Source organism: Cyanobium sp. Aljojuca 7D2 (genome assembly GCF_024346415.1).
Lineage (GTDB): Bacteria > Cyanobacteriota > Cyanobacteriia > PCC-6307 > Cyanobiaceae > Cyanobium_A.
Genome location: NZ_JAGQCX010000002.1, coordinates 56388 through 73026 on the forward strand (window position 1 = coordinate 56388; position 16639 = coordinate 73026).

19 protein-coding genes are annotated in these 16639 nt (G+C 69.4%); 7 read left to right on the forward strand and 12 right to left on the reverse strand.

The features are described 5' to 3' along the window. Positions 1 to 7: 7 nt before the first annotated feature. From KBY57_RS02565 to menA, 4 genes are read right to left on the reverse strand one after another with little or no spacing between them, the layout of a single operon-like run. On the reverse strand, positions 8 to 286 hold the full coding sequence (locus KBY57_RS02565; RefSeq protein WP_254994325.1) for a TM2 domain-containing protein: 279 nt from the start codon (positions 284 to 286) through the stop codon (positions 8 to 10). Then, positions 270 to 1520, reverse strand: a complete 1251-nt coding sequence (locus KBY57_RS02570) for an AMP-binding protein (protein ID WP_254994326.1) — start codon at positions 1518 to 1520, stop codon at positions 270 to 272. The genes KBY57_RS02565 and KBY57_RS02570 overlap by 17 nt, the downstream gene beginning before the upstream one ends. Continuing rightward, entirely contained in the window at positions 1517 to 2488 is a 972-nt protein-coding gene (gene menC / locus KBY57_RS02575) for an o-succinylbenzoate synthase (protein ID WP_254994327.1), read from the reverse strand. The genes KBY57_RS02570 and menC overlap by 4 nt, the downstream gene beginning before the upstream one ends. After that, positions 2476 to 3435 carry a 2-carboxy-1,4-naphthoquinone phytyltransferase gene (menA, locus tag KBY57_RS02580; protein ID WP_254994618.1) on the reverse strand — a complete coding sequence of 320 codons (960 nt, stop codon included), beginning with the start codon at positions 3433 to 3435 and terminating at the stop codon, positions 2476 to 2478. Before menA ends, menC begins: the two co-directional genes overlap by 13 nt. Positions 3436 to 3509: 74 nt before the next feature. Between menA and KBY57_RS02585 the strand changes: the two genes are divergently transcribed. After that, complete coding sequence (locus KBY57_RS02585; RefSeq protein ID WP_254994619.1) at positions 3510 to 4928, forward strand: isochorismate synthase MenF; 1419 nt, start codon at positions 3510 to 3512, stop codon at positions 4926 to 4928. Here the strand turns inward: KBY57_RS02585 and gshB are convergent. Beyond that, entirely contained in the window at positions 4925 to 5881 is a 957-nt protein-coding gene (gshB, locus tag KBY57_RS02590) for a glutathione synthase (RefSeq protein WP_254994328.1), read from the reverse strand. The two genes, KBY57_RS02585 and gshB, sit on opposite strands and share 4 nt — an antisense overlap. Before the next feature lie 3 nt (positions 5882 to 5884). Further along, positions 5885 to 6145 (reverse strand): glutaredoxin 3, encoded by a 261-nt coding sequence (gene grxC, locus KBY57_RS02595; RefSeq protein ID WP_254994329.1) that lies wholly within the window; start codon positions 6143 to 6145, stop codon positions 5885 to 5887. Between the two features lie 217 nt (positions 6146 to 6362). Between grxC and prfB the strand changes: the two genes are divergently transcribed. The 6 genes from prfB to KBY57_RS02625 all read left to right on the forward strand — a co-directional run bounded on the left by prfB (position 6363) and on the right by KBY57_RS02625 (position 10065). Further along, a protein-coding gene (gene prfB / locus KBY57_RS02600; RefSeq protein ID WP_254994620.1) for a peptide chain release factor 2 occupies positions 6363 to 7488 on the forward strand; the annotation gives its coding sequence in 2 pieces (ribosomal slippage) (positions 6363 to 6437 and positions 6439 to 7488; 1125 coding nt in all). Then, positions 7481 to 7672 carry a DUF3285 domain-containing protein gene (locus tag KBY57_RS02605; protein ID WP_254994330.1) on the forward strand — a complete coding sequence of 64 codons (192 nt, stop codon included), beginning with the start codon at positions 7481 to 7483 and terminating at the stop codon, positions 7670 to 7672. Before prfB ends, KBY57_RS02605 begins: the two co-directional genes overlap by 8 nt. A 1-nt stretch (position 7673) precedes the next feature. Next, positions 7674 to 8228 carry an rRNA maturation RNase YbeY gene (gene ybeY, locus KBY57_RS02610; RefSeq protein ID WP_254994331.1) on the forward strand — a complete coding sequence of 185 codons (555 nt, stop codon included), beginning with the start codon at positions 7674 to 7676 and terminating at the stop codon, positions 8226 to 8228. Then, the gene (locus KBY57_RS02615; protein ID WP_254994332.1) at positions 8225 to 8689 is read left to right on the forward strand and encodes a diacylglycerol kinase family protein; all 465 of its coding nucleotides are present in this window, start codon (positions 8225 to 8227) and stop codon (positions 8687 to 8689) included. Before ybeY ends, KBY57_RS02615 begins: the two co-directional genes overlap by 4 nt. Before the next feature lie 23 nt (positions 8690 to 8712). Further along, a complete protein-coding gene (locus KBY57_RS02620; protein ID WP_254994333.1) occupies positions 8713 to 9330 on the forward strand; it encodes an anthranilate synthase component II in 618 nt (205 codons plus the stop codon). 24 nt (positions 9331 to 9354) lie between these two features. After that, positions 9355 to 10065, forward strand: coding sequence for an MBL fold metallo-hydrolase (locus tag KBY57_RS02625; RefSeq protein WP_254994334.1), 711 nt, complete (start codon positions 9355 to 9357; stop codon positions 10063 to 10065). Here the strand turns inward: KBY57_RS02625 and KBY57_RS02630 are convergent. The 6 genes from KBY57_RS02630 to nadC all read right to left on the reverse strand — a co-directional run bounded on the left by KBY57_RS02630 (position 10062) and on the right by nadC (position 16559). Then, positions 10062 to 11195: a pyridoxal phosphate-dependent aminotransferase gene (locus KBY57_RS02630; RefSeq protein ID WP_254994335.1), complete on the reverse strand. Its 1134-nt coding sequence runs from the start codon at positions 11193 to 11195 to the stop codon at positions 10062 to 10064. The genes KBY57_RS02625 and KBY57_RS02630 overlap by 4 nt on opposite strands. Continuing rightward, positions 11195 to 13024 carry an arginine--tRNA ligase gene (gene argS, locus KBY57_RS02635; RefSeq protein WP_254994621.1) on the reverse strand — a complete coding sequence of 610 codons (1830 nt, stop codon included), beginning with the start codon at positions 13022 to 13024 and terminating at the stop codon, positions 11195 to 11197. Before argS ends, KBY57_RS02630 begins: the two co-directional genes overlap by 1 nt. Before the next feature lie 71 nt (positions 13025 to 13095). Continuing rightward, positions 13096 to 14289: a cyclophane-forming radical SAM/SPASM peptide maturase GrrM/OscB gene (grrM, locus tag KBY57_RS02640; protein ID WP_254994336.1), complete on the reverse strand. Its 1194-nt coding sequence runs from the start codon at positions 14287 to 14289 to the stop codon at positions 13096 to 13098. Next, positions 14289 to 14687, reverse strand: a complete 399-nt coding sequence (gene grrA, locus KBY57_RS02645; RefSeq protein WP_254994337.1) for a GrrA/OscA1 family cyclophane-containing rSAM-modified RiPP — start codon at positions 14685 to 14687, stop codon at positions 14289 to 14291. The genes grrM and grrA overlap by 1 nt, the downstream gene beginning before the upstream one ends. Positions 14688 to 14708: 21 nt before the next feature. Beyond that, positions 14709 to 15623 carry an extracellular substrate binding-like orphan protein GrrP gene (gene grrP, locus KBY57_RS02650; RefSeq protein ID WP_254994338.1) on the reverse strand — a complete coding sequence of 305 codons (915 nt, stop codon included), beginning with the start codon at positions 15621 to 15623 and terminating at the stop codon, positions 14709 to 14711. Between the two features lie 63 nt (positions 15624 to 15686). Then, entirely contained in the window at positions 15687 to 16559 is an 873-nt protein-coding gene (gene nadC / locus KBY57_RS02655) for a carboxylating nicotinate-nucleotide diphosphorylase (RefSeq protein WP_254994339.1), read from the reverse strand. Between the last annotated feature and the right edge of the window lie 80 nt (positions 16560 to 16639).

A 16639-nucleotide genomic window follows, 5' to 3' on the forward strand; every position in this document is an offset into this window, starting at 1 on the left:
GGCTGAATCAGAACCACTCCTTCTGGCCATCCAAATACTCGGCCTGGAATTCCGCGTCAGTTTTGGTGAGGTAAATGATCCCCTCGATCAAGCCGATCACGCCCATCACGAAACTGGCGACGCCACAGGTAACCACGCCACCCGCCAACGACACCACCAGCATGATGACGGCCGGCTTGTTGTAGCCCAGCACAAACTTGTGCACCCCAAAGGCACCCAGGAAGATGCCGGTGAGCCCCGCCGCCAGCTTCTTGTTGCTGATTTCGGTGTCAGAAAGAGTCGACATCGGCCGATGTGGGTCGGGACTTCTGATTTGCTTCTAGCTCGTTCATCCAGTCCCGCCAACGGCTGCGTTGCCATTTGCCCAGCGCGGTGGTGGCCAGCTCGGGGCAGCACAGCCAACGGGTCGGGCGCTCGGCCGGGGGCCAGGGCTCACACAGCTGGCGCAGCTGCCGCTGCAGATCCGGCCAGGGCTGCATCCCCTCAGCCCGCACCAGGGCCACCAGGCGCTGGCCCCACTCCGGATCATGCACGGGCAGCAGCAACAGGGCCTGCACGGGCAGACCGGCCGCCTGGGCTAGCGCCAGCAGCTGCGCCTCCAACGGCTCGGGAAACACGGTTTCACCCCCGCTGTGGATGGCGCCATCGAGACGCCCCAGCACTTCCAGGCCCACCGGCCCCAGCCGGCCGGCATCGCCGCTGCGCCACCACCCGTCGGCGGAGCGGGGCAGGGGTTGGAGCCGGCCATTCGCCAGCCAACCCGGGCTCAGCCGCCCGCTGCGCACCTCCACGGCCGCAGCCATTCCATCCGCAGCTGCATCGAGGCGCAGCTCCACATCGGCCAGGGGGGCGCCGCAGCCGGCCGCAGCCGCCAGAAAGCGCTCGGGGGGGAGGGCGCACACCATGGCGGCCGTTTCCGTGGCGCCATAGCAAGGGGCCAGCCGCAGACCCGCCTGACGCGCCCGCACCGCGAGCTGGGGAGGGAGCGGTGCCCCGCCCACCCAGATCAGCGCCAACTGCTGCAGCCAGGCCACGCCCTCCGGAGCCGCCATCAAGCGCTGCAGCTGGGTGGGCACCAGGGACAGCAGGCCTGGGCGGGAGGGATCCATGGGCGCGGCGGCCGCCAGCTGGGCTGGATCGCGCATCCAGGCGGGCTCCAGGATCTGATGTTCGGCGCCCCACTGCTGCGCCCGCAGCCAGGGCAGCAGGCCGCTGACATGGTGGAGCGGCAGGGGGTTGAGATGCAGGCACGTCGCGGGATCGAGCCCCTGCTGCTCCAACCACTGGCCCGTGGCCGTTGCCGAGGCCTGCAGGTGAGCCAGGGGCTGGAGGCACCAGCGCCGCCCCCCGCTGCTGCCGCCGCTGCCCAGCACCACCCCAGGGCCCCACTGCCGCTGCAGGGGATCCAGCCCGTGGGGCCCGGTCGCTGCGGCCAGCGCCTCCTGATCGCGTCGAGCAGGGCCCGCCAGCCCCACGATCTGGCCGGCCGCCCAGGCCTGCTGCAGCTGCTCGGGCGTCATGGCAGTGGGTCTCCGGCGAACGACCCTGCGGCGGCCCACACCGTTTCGGGATCGGCACTGGCGAGGCCCCCCGGCGCCTGCCAGCCCGGCGCCAGACCCGGCGCCACGGGCGTGGGGCCCTCGGCCTGCAGGGCCGCCAGATGGTCGAGCCAGCGCCGGGCGATGCCGGTTTCAAAGGCGGTGCTCAGCATCAGCCGCGGGGCACCCCGCTCCAGGGCCGCCAGCAGCTTCCGAGGATCTCCCTCCTGGCTGGGCCGGCGCACCTGCCAGCCGGGCCAGCTCTGGCGCAGGGCTGGCTGGCATTGCAGCGATTCATCGAGGGCCACCGGCAGGCGATCGGCCAGGGCCGCCAGACCGGCCTGGTCGGCGGGATCGAGGGGCTGCTCCAGCCACTGCAGCCGCGGCTCGCGCGCCAGCCGCTCGGCCCAAGCGGCCGCGGTGGGCCGGTCCCAGCCGCCATTGGCATCGAGGCGCAACCGCGCCGCTGCCGGTAGACGCTGCAGCAACTGCTCGAGCAGCTCGCGCTCGAGGGGATCGGGAAACACCGCCACCTTCCACTTGAACACGGTCGCCGGCGCGCCGCGATCGAGGGCCTCCAACGCCGCCGGCCCGGCCGGCAGCAGCCGGGCCGATGCCGGCGCCGCCAGCCAGCGCCGCCGGGGCGAGCCATCGAGCTCCGCCAGAGCCGCTCCCAGGGCAAAGGCAAGGGCAACTGGCAGATCGCCAGCCGCCAGCGCTGCCGCCAGACCGTCGCGGGGATGGGCAGATCCGAGGGCCTCGATCGCCGCGGCCACCGGCTCTAGCCGCCCATCCAACGGGGCCGCCTCACCCCAGCCCATGCCCCCCTGCTCTCCCTGCAGCCGCAGCAGCCAGCCGCGCCGCTGATGCACCGTGCCCGCCGCCGTGGCCAGGGGCTGGGGCAGGGCAAAGCCAAAGGGCCGCCACTGCAGGCGGATCAAGCCGGCCACCAGCGCCCCAGGGCCAGACCCAAGGCCAACCCCAACCCATTGAGGGCCTGGAAGCGCAAGGCCAGAAACTTGCTGCCGGCGATGCGCTCCGGGTGGCGGTGCTGCTGCTGCAACAGGCGAATCAGATCCCGGGCCGGCGGCAGACCCACCACCCCCAGCAACGCCGTGAGGGGCCACTGGCCCACCAGCACCGGCGCCCATTGCAACGCCAGGGCACCGGCCACAAACCAGGGCACCAGTGCCGCCGCAAGGCCCGTGCCCAGGTGCACCACGGGCGAGCGTTTGCCGTTGGCGGCGTCCTCCTCCACCTGGTGGAAATGGGAGCAGAACAGCACCAGGGTGGTGGCCAGGGCGGGACCGCTGCCCAACATCAGGGCCGTGCCCCAGGGAATGGCCGGGGCGCTGGCAGCGCCAGACGGCGACAGAGCGAGCAGGGCGGCGGCGGTGGCCAGGGGGCCGAAGGCGATCCAGCAGAGGGGCTCCCCGAGGCCGCGGTAGCCCAGGCGAAAGGGCGGCCCCTGATACACATATCCAAGCCCGCAGCAGGCCAGCACCAGGGCCAGCACCGCCGGCGTGCTGCGCCAGGCCACCAGGGCCATCAAGGCCAGGCCCAGCAGCAGGCAGCCGTTAGCCAGCAGCGCCACCCGATCCCGCCGCCCGGTGAGATTCACCACCGAATGGGGTTTGCCGTGGGTGTCGACGCCGGTGTCGGCATCGAAGACATCGTTGGCCAGGTTTTCCCAGGCCAGCAGCAGCACCGCCGCCAGTAGAAAAGCCAGCAGTTGCTCGCTCCGCAGCGGCTGGCCCTGGCCGAGCTGCCAGCCAGCAGCCAGCAGCACCGGCATCACCGCCACGGCATACATCGGCCACTTCACCGCCGCCTTCCACAGTCGGCGGCGGTCGGCGGGAATGGCGTAACGGCTTGCGACGACCTTGGACACAGGGATGGGGGCCGCGGGCGGCAGCCGCTGCAGGACCCATACATTTGAGCAGCTCTTCGTCGCGGCAACGGCCCCTTCTGGTGCAGGCCTCCCCTTCCTTCACCAAGTCCTTCAACGCCCTGCTGGCCGCGGCCAACGCCCAGGCCCGTCAGCTGGAGGAGGACGGCGTCCTGAGCCTGGCGCTGCCCCTGGAGGGCGGCGACCCGCTGCAGCTGCTGCCCTTGCTCGAGCCCGACCGCGACGGGGGCGAGGCCGGCGGAGATGGCTTCCGCTTTCTCTGGGACGGCGCCCCAGGCCTCTGCATCGCCGCCAGCGGCCGAGCCCACAGCCTGGAGCTCAGCGGCCCACGCCGGTTTGAACTGGCCCAGCGCTTCGCGCGGTTGTGCCTGAGCCGGCTGGCTGGTGCGGGCGAGGAGTTAGCGCACTGTCCGGCCCAGGCCCGGCCGCGGGTGCTGCTGGCCTTCGGATTCTTCGACGCCCCTCTCGAGACGGGCCCGGCAGCGGTGCCAGGCGTGCAGGCGGTGTTGCCCCGCTGGCAGCTGAGCCGTCACGGCTCCCACAGCTGGCTGCGCCTGCAGCGCCCCCTGGGCGGCGGCATCACCCCCCGCAGCGTGGCCGAGGAGCTCTGGGAGAAGGCCCGCCAGCTGGAGAGCTACAGCACCGCGTCAGCCCCGGCCCGGCCCGCCGTGCGGGTGCTGCAGCGCACCGCCTGGCAGGAGCGCTACCGACTGGCCGCCGAGCAGGCCCTCGCCCTGGTTGAGGAGCAGCGCCTCGAGAAGCTGGTGCTGGCGGTGCGGCAACAGCTGGAGTTGAGCGAGAGCGTCGATCCGCTGGCCCTTCTGGCCCCCCTGCGCCGCACCCAGGGCGGCAGCTGCCGCTTCCTCTGGCAACGGCAGCCCGGCTCCGCCCTGCTGGGGGCCTCCCCGGAACGGCTGCTCACCGTGCGCCAGGGCCAACTGCGCAGCGATGCCCTGGCCGGCACCGCCCCCCGAGACGGGGGGGCGGCCTTGCTGGCCTCAACCAAGGATCGGCTGGAGCATGAGCTGGTGGTGGAGACGATCCTGGCGGTGCTGACCCAGGCCGGACTGCAGCCACGCCGGCCCCGCCGACCCCGGCTGGCCCGCCACGGGCAGCTGGTGCACCTGCACACCCCGATCACGGCACCACTGGGGCCCTTGGACCCGCTCACCATCGCCGCGGCCCTGCACCCCACCCCCGCCGTTGCGGGCTTGCCCCGGCGGGAGGCGATCAACTGGCTGCGCAGCCTTGAGCCCTTCGAGCGCGGCCACTACGCCGCACCAATCGGCTGGATCGACAGTGCCGGCGACGCGGAGCTGCGGGTGGCGATCCGCAGCGGCACGTTGCGGGGACGGCAGCTAGAACTCACTGCGGGAGCGGGCCTGGTGCGCAGCTCGGCCGTGGAACAGGAGCTGCAGGAAGTGCAGCTGAAACTCGGGGTGCTGCAACAGCAGCTCAACCTGCCCTCCCTCGCGACTTAGAGCAGCCGCTCGATCACCTGATCCGCCAGGGGAATTCCCCCCAGCCGCTCCACCTCCCGCACACCGGTGGGGCTGGTGACATTGATTTCGCTGAGGCGGCCATCGATCACATCGATGCCCACAAAGAACAGGCCCTCGGCCTTCAGGGCCGGGGCCAGTTCAGCGCAGATGTGACGCTCCTGATCGGTGAGGTTGGTGGCCTCGGGCTGGCCGCCCACGGCCAGGTTGCTTCGAAATTCGCCGCCGCTCGGCACCCGGTTGACCGCCCCCAGCGGCTCCCCATCCACCAACAGGATCCGCTTGTCACCGGCGCTCACCCCGGGCAGGAAGGCTTGCACCATCACCGGCAGCTGCTCCTGGCCTGTCACCAGCTCCAGCAGGGCCCGCAGGCCAGGAGTGCTGGCGGAGGCAAACACCACCCCCTGACCGGCCCGCCCCCCCAGAGGCTTGAGCACCACCTCCCGATGCTCGGCCGTGAAGGCGGCCAACGCCTCCACCCGGCTGGCCACCAGGGTGGGGGCCATCAGGTGACTCCAGCGCAGGGCGCTGAGCTTTTCGTTCCAGGCCCGCAGCGCCGCTGGGCTGTTCAGCACCCGCACCCCCTGGCGCTCGGCCAGCTCCAGCAGGTGGGTGGCATAGAGGTAGGCCTCATCCACCGGCGGGTCTTTGCGCATCCACACCCGTGGGAAGGCGCTGAGCGGTAGCCGCTGCGCCGCCCCCAGGCGATACCAGGGTTCGCCGGCCTGGGGCTGGCCTTCGGGCCGCGATTCGAGGGGCTGGGCCACCACCCAGGCGCCATGGCCTCCAGGCGCGTCGGCCGCCGACAGATCGGCAAGCGTGCACACCCACACCTGCTCCCCAGCCCGCTGGGCCGCCTGCATCAGGGCGACACTGGAATCCTTGGCTGGGTTGAGCCGCGCGATCGGATCGATCACGAACAGTTGGGAGGCCACCGCTCAGCTCGCCAGCAGAGCGTCGAGCTGGCCGGAGCGCTCGAGGGCATGGAGATCGTCACAACCGCCCACGTGCTGGCCGTTAATGAAGGTCTGGGGCACGCTGCGCCGCCCGCCAGTTTTGGCCGCCATCGCCGATCTGGCCGCCTCATCACCATCGATGGCGAACTCCGTGTAGGCCACGCCCTTGCGATCGAGCAGGGCCTTGGCGCGGATGCAGAAGGGACAGGCCCGCCAGGTGTAGATCTCAACCATTGCCGCCATCGGGGCCTCTGCACAGATGGCTGAATCCTAGAAGTGACGAGCTCCAGATCCCCGGGGCAGTAAGGCCGACCCGAACGCTTGAAGAGCTTGTACATCTGTACAACCTCCCCAACGCCTAAGGCGAACAGCGACGGATCCCATGGTGCTCAGATACGGTCAGACCATCAGCAACCCTGCGCACCCCGCCGTGACCGCCGCCAGCACCCCCGCTGCCGCCCTGCTCGACCTCACCGACTTCAAGCGCGACCTCTCCGAGCTCACCGACCGCCTGGGCAACGCCCAGGACTGTCTTTGACGTACCAGCACTGAAAGCACGGCAGCAGGACCTCGAGCAACTGGCCTCCCAACCCGATTTCTGGGACGACCAGAAGCAGGCCCAGGCCAAAATGCGCCAGCTCGATGAGGTGAAGGCCCAGCTCGAGCAGCTGGGCCAGTGGCAGGCGGCCGTGGCCGATGGCGAGGCCACCCTCGAGCTCTACGGCCTCGAGCCTGACGACGACCTGCTGGCCGAATCCAACACCGCTCTGCAGAAGCTGCGCGCCGACCTCGATCGTTGGGAACTGGAGCGCCTGCTCTCCGGCCCCTACGACAAGGAGGGCGCCGTAATCAGCATCAACGCCGGTGCCGGCGGCACCGACGCCCAGGACTGGGCCCTGATGTTGATGCGGATGTACACCCGCTGGGCTGAAGACCACGGCATGAAGGTGACCGTGGACGAACTCAGCGAGGGGGAGGAAGCGGGCATCAAAAGCTGCACGATCGAGATCGAGGGCCGCTACGCCTACGGCTACCTGCGCAACGAGAAGGGCACGCACCGGCTGGTGCGCATCTCGCCGTTCAACGCCAACGACAAGCGCCAGACCAGCTTCGCCGGCGTGGAGGTGATGCCCAACATCGAGGCGGAGGTGAAGCTCGACATCCCCGACAAGGACCTGGAAATCACCACCTCGCGCTCAGGCGGCGCCGGCGGCCAGAACGTCAACAAGGTGGAAACGGCCGTGCGCATCCTGCACATCCCCACCGGGCTGGCCGTGCGCTGCACCCAGGAGCGCTCCCAGCTCCAGAACAAGGAAAAAGCCATGGCCCTGCTGATGGCCAAACTGCTGGTGATTGCCCAGGAGCAGCGGGCTGCCGAGATCGCCGACATCCGCGGCGACATCGTGGAAGCAGCCTGGGGCAACCAAATCCGGAACTACGTGTTTCACCCGTACCAGATGGTGAAAGATCTGCGCACCCAGCACGAAACCACCGACGTGCAGGGCGTGATGGACGGCGACCTTGATCCCTTCATCCAGAGCCTGCTGCATGCTGGCGTCGAGGTGGGAGCAAGCAGCGATGACTGACGACCCAGGCCCTCCGTCCCCCCAGGCTCCCGACGAGAACCCCAGCTTCGTCAAGCTGGCCATGCGCAACATGGTGCGCAAGGGCCGCCAAAGCCTGTTTCACTTCGGCCTCACCGCCCTTGGTCTCACCGGCTTCCTTGTGCTGATCGCCTGGCTGGGCCGGCCGCAGCTGCCGGGGGGCTGAGATGGCCGCCCCCCCCGACCTCGACCTCGCCTTCTCGACCGATCCAGACCTGGCCGCGGAGCTGCTGGCGGCCGCCGGCCCCTGGGCCGATCCGCTCACCGGTGCGGAGGCCTGGCATGCCCGGGTGGAGGAGTGGCTGGCCCAGCTGATCGCCGAGCTGCCCACCCACCTCCAAGCCCCCGCCTACAGCCTGGGGCTGAGCCTGGTGGGCGACGCCGAAATCGCAGCCCTCAACACCGACTGGCGCAGCAAGGACGGCCCCACCGACGTGCTGGCCTTCGCCGCCCAGGACGATGACCTCGATGGCGCCCCGCCAATGCCGATGCCCGCCGCTGCCGATGGGATAGATCCCCTGGAGCTGGGCGACATCGTGATCTCGGTGGACACCGCCGCACGCCAGGCCTCTGATCACGGCCACAACCTGGAGCAGGAATTGCTGTTTCTGGCCAGCCATGGCCTGCTGCACCTGCTGGGCTGGGACCATCCCGACGACGCCAGCCTCGTGGCCATGCTGGCGCGCCAGGACCAGCTCGTTAAGGTGCCAGCGGAGCCATGACCAGCCTGCGTCCCCTACCGCCCCCCGAGCCCCTTCCGCAGCAGGTCCTGCCGCAGACCCGGGGCCGCCGCCTGCGGGCAAGAGCCTGGACGGTGGCGGGAGACCTGCCCGCCAGTTTTCGCTACGCCGCCCAGGGGCTGGCCTACGGCTTCGCCAGCCAGCGCAATTTCCGCATCCACGTCATCACCGGCGCCGTGGTGTTCGGCCTGGGGCTGTGGCTGCAACTGCCCACGGCCCAACTGGCCGTGCTGGTGCTCACGGTAACCGCGGTGCTGGTGCTGGAGCTGCTCAACACCGCCACGGAAGCGGTGGTCGACCTGGCCATCGGCCGCCAGTTCCACCCCCTGGCCCGTATCGCCAAGGACTGCGCGGCGGCAGCGGTGCTGGTGGCGGCCCTGTCGTCGCTGTTGATCGCCCTGTTGCTGCTCGTGCCCCCCCTGCTCACCCGGCTGGGCCTTTGAATGGGGGCAGGCCAGGCGCGGCGATGCTTCTCGTTCTCGACAACTACGACAGCTTCACCTTCAACCTGGTGCAGTATCTGGGCGAGCTGGCGGCGGAGCATCCGATCGCCGCCGACCTGCGGGTGGAGCGCAACGACGCCCTCACGCTCGAGCAGATCCGCGGGCTAGCCCCCGCCGCGATCCTGATCTCACCCGGCCCCGGCGACCCCGACCAGTCGGGGGTGTGCCTGCAGGTGCTGCGCGAACTCAGCCCCACCATCCCCACCCTGGGGGTGTGTCTGGGCCACCAGTCGATCGCTCAGGTGTATGGCGGCAAGGTGGTGCGGGCCAAGGAGCTGATGCACGGCAAAACCTCACCGGTCCACCACAGCGGCCAGGGCGTATTTGAGGGCCTGTCCAACCCGCTCACCGCAACCCGCTACCACAGCCTGATCGCCGAGCGCGACAGCCTCCCCGCCTGCCTGGAGATCACCGCCTGGCTCGACGACGGCACGATCATGGGCCTGCGCCACCGCGACTATCCGCACCTGCAGGGGGTGCAGTTCCACCCCGAGAGCGTGCTGACCCAGCAGGGCCACCAGCTGCTGGCCAACTTTCTGCGCCAGGCCAGCCAGCCAGCCTCGCCAGATCAGTTGGGTTAGCGTCACGGCGACTGCCGCCCCGCCATGCGTCTGCTGCCCACCCTGGCCCTGAGCACAACCCTGCTGGCTGCCGGCCCAGCCCTGGCCAGCACTGGCGTCACGATCACCAGCTACGGCCACAGCGCCCTGCTGATCAGCGGCGGTGGCGCCAGTGTTCTGGTCAACCCGTTCAAGGCGGTGGCCTGCGCCGCCGGCCTGGCGGAGCCGCGGGTGAGCGCCACCGTGGTGCTGGCCAGCAGCCGACTGCTGGATGAGGGGGCACCGGTGGCCCGCGGCAAGATGCTGGTGGATCCCGGCTCCTACAAGGTGGGCGGCCTATCGATCGAAGGCATCGCCGGCCCCCACGACCGCGTCGGGGGTCGCCGCTTTGGCCAATCCACCCTCTGGCGCTGGAAGCAGGGCGGCCTCGACATCGCCCACCTGGGCGGCACCGCGGCCCGGCTGAGCCCCTCCGACAAGGTGATGCTGGGGCGCCCAGACGTGCTGATCATCGGTGTGGGCGGCGGCGCCAAGGTGTACACCGGCGCCGAGGCGGCCGAGGTGGTGCGTGAGCTCCAACCCCGCCGGGTGATCCCGGTGCAGTACGTCAGTGGCAAAACCCCCAAGGACTGCGACCAGACCTCGGTGCAGCCGTTCCTCGATGCCATGGCCGGCACCCCGGTGAAGCGCACCGGCCGCAGCCTCAGCCTGCCCGGCAAGCTCGACGGCGGGCCGGTGATCGAGGTGATGCGCTAACCAGCTGCGCCCAACGCTTCGATGTCGGCATAAGCAGCCCAGAACCGCCGCATCTGCTCGGTGGTGCCGAGGCTCACCCGCAGCGAGCCATCGATCAACGGCTTGCCCGCCATGGAGCGCACCAAGATTCCGGCCTCCCGCAAACGCCGCTCCACGTCCTCAGCCGGGCTCTCGGGCCAGATCAGGAGGTAGTTGCCCCCGGCGACGTGGTGCCGCACCCCAGCCTGCTGCAACTGCTGCACCAGCCAGGTGCGGGCCCGCAACACCTCGGCGACGAAGGCATCGGTGTAGGGCTGGTCAGCCAGGGCCGCATGGGCCGCCGTCACCGCAAAGCTGTTGATGTCGTAGGGCCCCGTGACGCGCCCGATGCGATCAATCATCGGCGCTGCCCCGATCGCAAAGCCGATCCGCAGGCCCGCCAGACCCGCCGTCTTGGCCAGGGAGCGCAGCACCACCAGATTCGGTGTGGCGTCGAAGTTCGCCGAGGGCAACACGCTGTCGCCCGTGAAGGCCTCATACAGCTCATCCACCACCACAAGAGTGCCGGGCGCCGCGGCCGCCAGCTCAAGGATTCGCTCAGGGGCCAGTCGGGTGCCGGTGGGGTTGTTGGGGTTGCAGATCAGCAGGATGCGGGGCAAGCGGGCCAGCGCGGCACCCAGCTCCTCCAGCGGGAAGGCGAAATCTGGCAGCTGGTAGGGGATCGCCTCAATCGCCATGCCCTGCATCTGGGCGCAGGGGGTGTAGTAGCCGAAGGTGGGGCTGGTGGTGAGCAGCGTTTGGCCGCGGTCGCCATAGGCGTGGAAGATGGCGTGGATCGCCGCATCCACACCGTTGAACAGGCCGATCTGGTCGCGGCTCAGCGGCAGGCCCTGGCCAGTTGCCGCAAGATTGGCGATCACCGCCTCCCGCAGGCCGTCGTACTCGGGATAGATGGCGTAGTGATCGGCGGGAATCGCCCGGATCGCCTCCACCACTCGGGGGCTGGGGCCCACCGTGTTCTCGTTGAAGTCGAGCCGCAGCAACCCCCGCCGCCCCTCCAGCGGCGCGCTGTAGGCCTTGAGGCTTTCCACCTCAGGGCGAGGCTGGGGGATCAGTTGTTCCTGCCGATCCGGCCTCTGCTGCGACTCCATCACATCCGCTCCAACGTTGGGATGCCCAACAGCCCCAGGCCCAGTTTGAGGGTGTCGGTGGTGAGGCGGCAGAGGGCCAGGCGGGAGCAGCGGGCAGGTTCATCGGCCTTGAGCACCGGCACCTGGTCGTAGAAGCGATTGAACACCTGGCTGAGCTCAAACAGATAGGTGCAGAGCCGATTGGGCAGCAACTCCTCCTCCACCTCGGCGATCACCGCATCGAACTTGAGCAGCTCACGCACCAGGGCCCACTCCTGGGGTTCGGTGAAGGTGAGCCGGGCGGCAGGCGAGGCATCTTGGCCGCCGGCCTCCAGATCGCCGCCCTTGCGGGCGATGCCGGCGATGCGCACCACTGCGTAGAGCAGATAGGGCGCCGTGTTGCCCTGCAGGGCCAGCATCCGATCAAAGCTGAACTGGTAGTTGGTGATCCGGTTCTGGCTGAGGTCGGCGTACTTCACCGCCGCCAGGCCCACGGTGGTGGCCGCGTGCTGGATGAAGGCCTCGTCTTCGGTGCGCTCCTCCTCCGCCAAACGGCGGAGGAGGTCGGCCTCGGCCCGCTCCACTGCCTCATCGAGCAGATCCCGGAGGCGCACGGTGTCGCCGGCGCGGGTTTTCAGCTTCTTGCCGTCTTCTCCCTGCACCAGGCCGAAGGGCACGTGCTCGACACTGCCGTGGGGGGGAATCCAACCGGCACGGCGGGCCACCTGGAACACGCCGGCGAAGTGGTTGGCCTGGCCGGCATCGGTCACGTAAATGACGCGGCAGGCACCATCGCCATCGGGAGCCGCACCGAAGCGGTAGCGAATCGCCGCCAGATCGGTGGTGGCGTAATTGAAGCCGCCATCGCTCTTCTGCACGATCACCGGCAGGGGTTTGCCGTCCTTGCCGCTCATGCCCTCCAGAAACACACAGCGGGCGCCGTCGTCAGTCACCAACAAGCCGGAGGCGTCAAGATCGCCAACGACTCCCTCCAGGTAGGGGTTGTAGAAGGATTCACCGCGCTCGCACAAGGAAATGTCGAGCCGGTCGTAGATCTTCTGGAATTCGCGGCGGCTCTGGTCGCAGAGCAATCCCCAGGCCTTGAGCGACACGGGATCGCCGCCCTGCAGTTTCACCACCTCCTCACGGGAGGTGGTCTGGAAGGCCTCGTCGTCGTCGAAGCGGGCCTTGGCCTGGCGGTAGAAGGCCACCAGATCACCCAGATCCACGGCATCGGCCGTGGTGAGGGCCTCGGGCGCCACCTGCTTGAGATGAGTAATCAACATTCCAAACTGGGTGCCCCAGTCGCCCACGTGGTTGAGCCGCAGCACCGGGTGGCCGCGAAACTCCAACACCCGGGCCAGGGCGTCGCCAATGATCGTGGAGCGCAGATGCCCCACATGCATCTCCTTGGCGATGTTGGGGCTGGAGAAGTCGACGATCACTGGGGCCAACGGGGCTCCCGCCGCAGTGACCTCCACCGCCGGCACCCCCAGCCGCGGATCCCCCAGCCGCGCCTGCACCTCAGCCGCCAGCCGCTCGGGCCGCAGGGTGAGGTTGATGAAGCCGGGGCCGGCGATCTGGGGCGCTTCGCAGAGCTCACCAAAGGCTGGGTCGGCCGCCAGCTGCGCCACGATCGCCGTCGCAATGGCCCGGGGCGGCTGGCCCAGGGGCTTGGCCAAGGGCAGGGCGCCGTTGGCCTGGAAATCCCCGAATTCGGGCTTGCTGGCCGGCGCCAGTTGGGGATCCAAGGGCTGGCCAGCGGCTCGCGCCTGTTGCACCGCCTCCGGGAAGGCCCGCTCCATCGCCGCCAGCAGCTGACCGTTCAGGGTTTGGGCGATGCGAAGCATGGGGCCGGGCTGGAGCAGATTCATCGTCGATCATCCCGCGCAGGCCGGCCAGATCCCGCCGCGGCTCCAGATCAGGCGGTCAGGCCCAACTCCTGCTCCAGGCCTTCGAGCACCACGTCGGCCACCAACTGGATGCGGTAGCGGCAGTGCTGGGTTTGGGTGCAATCGAAGCGGCCGTGCTCCCAATACTTGTTGCTGCCGGTGCCGCCGCCACACAGGCCGAAATGCTCGCAGCTGGCGCGGCACAGCTCCACTCCCGCACGAATCTCAGCGGCTACCCGGCGAAACTTGTCTGTAGTAGCCAGGGCTTCAAGGCTGTCGACGAGCACGTTGCCAAAGGAGAAGTCGCCGTATTCGGCCGTCTTCACCGACAGCAACTCGGGATCGAAGGTGGACACCTGGCCGCGGGCATCGACGTTGACGATCACAAACGGCGTGTTCATGTCGGTTTGGACCATGCGCGCCTGGCTGCAGGCCAGGCTGGCGATGCCGTCAAATTCGCGGATGCAGAGGCGGCCGGGCTGCTCGCGGCTGCGCTGCCACAGCCGCGCCATGAAGGCGCGGTAGCGCTGCTCCAGGGCCGCCTGAGCGGCACCACCTGCATCAAGGCTCGAGTGGCTGTTAGCCCCCTCCGTCTCCTCCATGTTGAAGCCCACCTCGGCAATGCCGTGCTGGAGGAAGAAATCGGCGATGGCGTCGGCATGGTCGAGCGCGTCGGCCGTGAGCACGCAGATCACCTGAAAGGGAATCTGCCGCCGGGCCAACCAGTCGATGCCCCGCATCACCGCCGCATGGGTGGGCCGGCCGGTGCGGGTGACCCGGTGGGCGTCGTGCAGGAAAGCCGGGCCATCCATGCTCACGCCCACATGGATGCCGTTGCGCTCGAAGCAGTCGCACCAGGCCGCATCGATGACGGTGGCATTGGTCTGCAGCGACTGCACGATCGTGCCGAGAGGCAGACCGCGCCGTTCCAAGAGCCGTCGAATCCGCTCAGTGGCCTCGTCGTAGAACGCGATCGGCGCCATCAGCGGCTCACCGGCGTGCCAGAGCAGGGTGAAACCACCGCCGAAATAGGGGCTCTCCAGCACCCGCTCCACAGCGGCTTCCAGCACCGTCATCGACAGGCGGCTGCGGTCGCCCCGGTCGGGGAGATAGCAATAGTCGCAATCGAGGTTGCAAAAGGGGGTGGGCTGCACCACCAGCAAGCGCACCGGCCCCCATCCCTGGCCAGGCGCCGCGTCCAGCTCAGCGACCGAACCAGGCATCAGCGCCAGTAGCGGCCACCGTTGAAGAAGCCCCCATTCCGGAAACCGCCGTTGCGGAAGCCACCGTTGTAAAAGCCCCCATTGCCGAAGCCACCGTTGTTGAAGCCGCCGTTGTAGAAGCCGCCATTGCGGAAGCCGCCGTTGCCCCAGCCCAACCCAGAGCCGTTCACAAACACGTAGGAAAGGGCGTCATCGGGCACGGCTGTTGAGCCGTCAGACACCGCTGTTGAGCCCTCACGCTCTTGCACGGCCGCCGCGATTCGGCTCAACCGTTGCTCGATGCTGCGCTGGGGAGGGGCTTCCTGCACGCTGGCGAGGGCCAGGGCGGCCGCCCCATCGAGCGGCAGGGAGGCCAGCAGCAGCAGGCCAAACAGGTGGGAGCGATTGAAGAAGGCCATGAGAGCAACGGGGGAAGGGGATCAGCGAGCAGCGGCGGGAATCAAACGGATCGTCTCAACCCCCAGCAGGATTGCCTCGAAGCTGGCAAGAAGGGCGGATTCGGGCATCGCCACGGCACTGGTCGGCCCCAGCCAACGGTTCACCGCCGCGACCGTATCCGGCTCACCATCGAGGTAGCCCTGCAACAGGCGGGCGATGGCCAGGTTCACCAGATTGCGGAAGGCCGAATCGTTCTCGGCCAGCACGCAGCTCACCGCATAGGCCTCGAAGGGGAAATCGGGCGTCAGGGCCAGACCCTTGAGCCCCTGTTGGCGCACCAGACCAGCCAGCACAACCGTGTCGCCGACCACACCCTCAACCGTTCCAGCCCGCAGCGCCGCCACCGCCGCACTCAGGTTGTCGAAGGCCACCACCGTGGCCTTCGGTTGGATGCCCCGCAGCTCGGTCTCACCCAACGACTGGCGCACCACGGCGATGCGCCGTCCAGCCAGGGCCGCCGGGCTGCCATCAAAGCGGCCGGCCGGAGCCAGCAGCCTTAACCCCGAGATCCCAATCGGCAGAGAAAAATCCACCTGCATGTCCAGCTCCCAGCTGAACGGAAAACCGCAAGCCAGATCCGCCTTGCCCTTGGTGATGGTGTCGACCAGGCTGCGCGGATTGGCAACCGGCGCGAAGCGCACTGTCACCGGCCGGCCCACGGCCCGGGCCACCTCGGCGGCGATCCGATCGGCCACCAGGATTCCGTAGCCACTGGGCTGCCCCTGGGGACCCACCACCACCAGCGGGGGTACATCGGCCAGCCCGCTCATCACCAGCTCCCCGGTGCGCGCAGCCCGCTGCACCACACCCTCAGCCAGGGCCGCCGCCGGCATCACGGCCAGCAGGCCCAGCGTCGCGATGCTCCCGGCGAGTCCGCGCCAAATTTGTGTCGCCACCCTGCCTTGAGAGGAACTCATCGCAGTATGCAGAGGGCCGGCCACGCTGCCAACGCAACGGGCTCAAGCGTCAAAGCGCATGCTCAGATCCAACCAGGCGCTGCGGGTGATCGGCGCGCTGGTGGAGATCAGATCAATGCCCGTGGCGGCGTAGCTCCGCAGCTGCTCGGGTTGCACGCCGGAGGCCTCCAGCACCAGCTGCCGCCCCTGGGCGAGCGCCCGCAGCCGGGGCACCAGCTCCGCCAACCGGGGGGGAGTGAATTCATCGAGCAGCACAGCATCCGCCCCAGCCCGCACCGCGGCCTCCGCTTCTGCGGGGGTTTCCGCCTCCACGATCACCCGGGCCGGCCAGGGGGCCGCAGCCCGCACTGCCGCGATCGCCGCGGCCACCCCCCCTGCCCAAGCCAGGTGATTCTCCTTGAGCATGGCGGCGTCATCGAGGCCGAGGCGGTGGTTACGGCCGCCGCCGCAACGCACGGCGTACTTCTCCAGCACCCGCAGACCCGGGGTGGTTTTGCGGGTATCGGCCAGGCGCACGCCCGTGCCGGCGAGCTCCGCCACCAGCGCCGCCGTGGCGGTGGCGATGCCGGAGAGCCGCATGGCCAGATTCAGGGCGGTGCGCTCACCAGCCACCAGGGCCGTGGCCGGGCCCTCCAGCTCCAACAGCCGCTGGCCCGCCGCCACCGCCGCCCCATCGCGCACCAGCAGCCTCACCACCACCCCGGGATCCAGCAGCCGGAAAAGGGGCTCCACCAGCACGCCGCCACAGAACACCCCATCGGCCTTGGCGAGCCAGTGGGCCCGGCCGCTGCAACCCGCCAGAGCCGCGGCCGTGAGGTCGCCGCGGCCCAGATCTTCCGCCAACCAAGCGCGCAGCTGGGCCTCCAGCTGGGGGGTGAAAGGCAGGCGGGCGATGGGCAGAACGGTGCTGGGCATGGCCCCTCCGGACCAGGACGATCCAATGATGCGAGGTCGTGGGCTAGCCAGATACAACAACGGTTGCCAAATCCGCGCCG

What these genes read in the sequence shown, in the direction of transcription:
- KBY57_RS02620 (WP_254994333.1), top strand. Translation starts at nt 8,713, where the DNA reads ATGCTTCTCGTTCTCGACAACTACGACAGCTTCACCTTCAACCTGGTG.
- KBY57_RS02615 (WP_254994332.1), top strand. Translation starts at nt 8,225, where the DNA reads ATGACCAGCCTGCGTCCCCTACCGCCCCCCGAGCCCCTTCCGCAGCAG.
- grrM (WP_254994336.1), bottom strand. Translation starts at nt 14,289, where the DNA reads ATGCCTGGTTCGGTCGCTGAGCTGGACGCGGCGCCTGGCCAGGGATGG.
- KBY57_RS02570 (WP_254994326.1), bottom strand. Translation starts at nt 1,520, where the DNA reads ATGACGCCCGAGCAGCTGCAGCAGGCCTGGGCGGCCGGCCAGATCGTG.
- argS (WP_254994621.1), bottom strand. Translation starts at nt 13,024, where the DNA reads ATGCTTCGCATCGCCCAAACCCTGAACGGTCAGCTGCTGGCGGCGATG.
- grrA (WP_254994337.1), bottom strand. Translation starts at nt 14,687, where the DNA reads ATGGCCTTCTTCAATCGCTCCCACCTGTTTGGCCTGCTGCTGCTGGCC.
- nadC (WP_254994339.1), bottom strand. Translation starts at nt 16,559, where the DNA reads ATGCCCAGCACCGTTCTGCCCATCGCCCGCCTGCCTTTCACCCCCCAG.
- ybeY (WP_254994331.1), top strand. Translation starts at nt 7,674, where the DNA reads ATGGCCGCCCCCCCCGACCTCGACCTCGCCTTCTCGACCGATCCAGAC.
- grxC (WP_254994329.1), bottom strand. Translation starts at nt 6,145, where the DNA reads ATGGCGGCAATGGTTGAGATCTACACCTGGCGGGCCTGTCCCTTCTGC.
- KBY57_RS02565 (WP_254994325.1), bottom strand. Translation starts at nt 286, where the DNA reads ATGTCGACTCTTTCTGACACCGAAATCAGCAACAAGAAGCTGGCGGCG.
- KBY57_RS02630 (WP_254994335.1), bottom strand. Translation starts at nt 11,195, where the DNA reads ATGGAGTCGCAGCAGAGGCCGGATCGGCAGGAACAACTGATCCCCCAG.
- KBY57_RS02625 (WP_254994334.1), top strand. Translation starts at nt 9,355, where the DNA reads ATGCGTCTGCTGCCCACCCTGGCCCTGAGCACAACCCTGCTGGCTGCC.
- KBY57_RS02605 (WP_254994330.1), top strand. Translation starts at nt 7,481, where the DNA reads ATGACTGACGACCCAGGCCCTCCGTCCCCCCAGGCTCCCGACGAGAAC.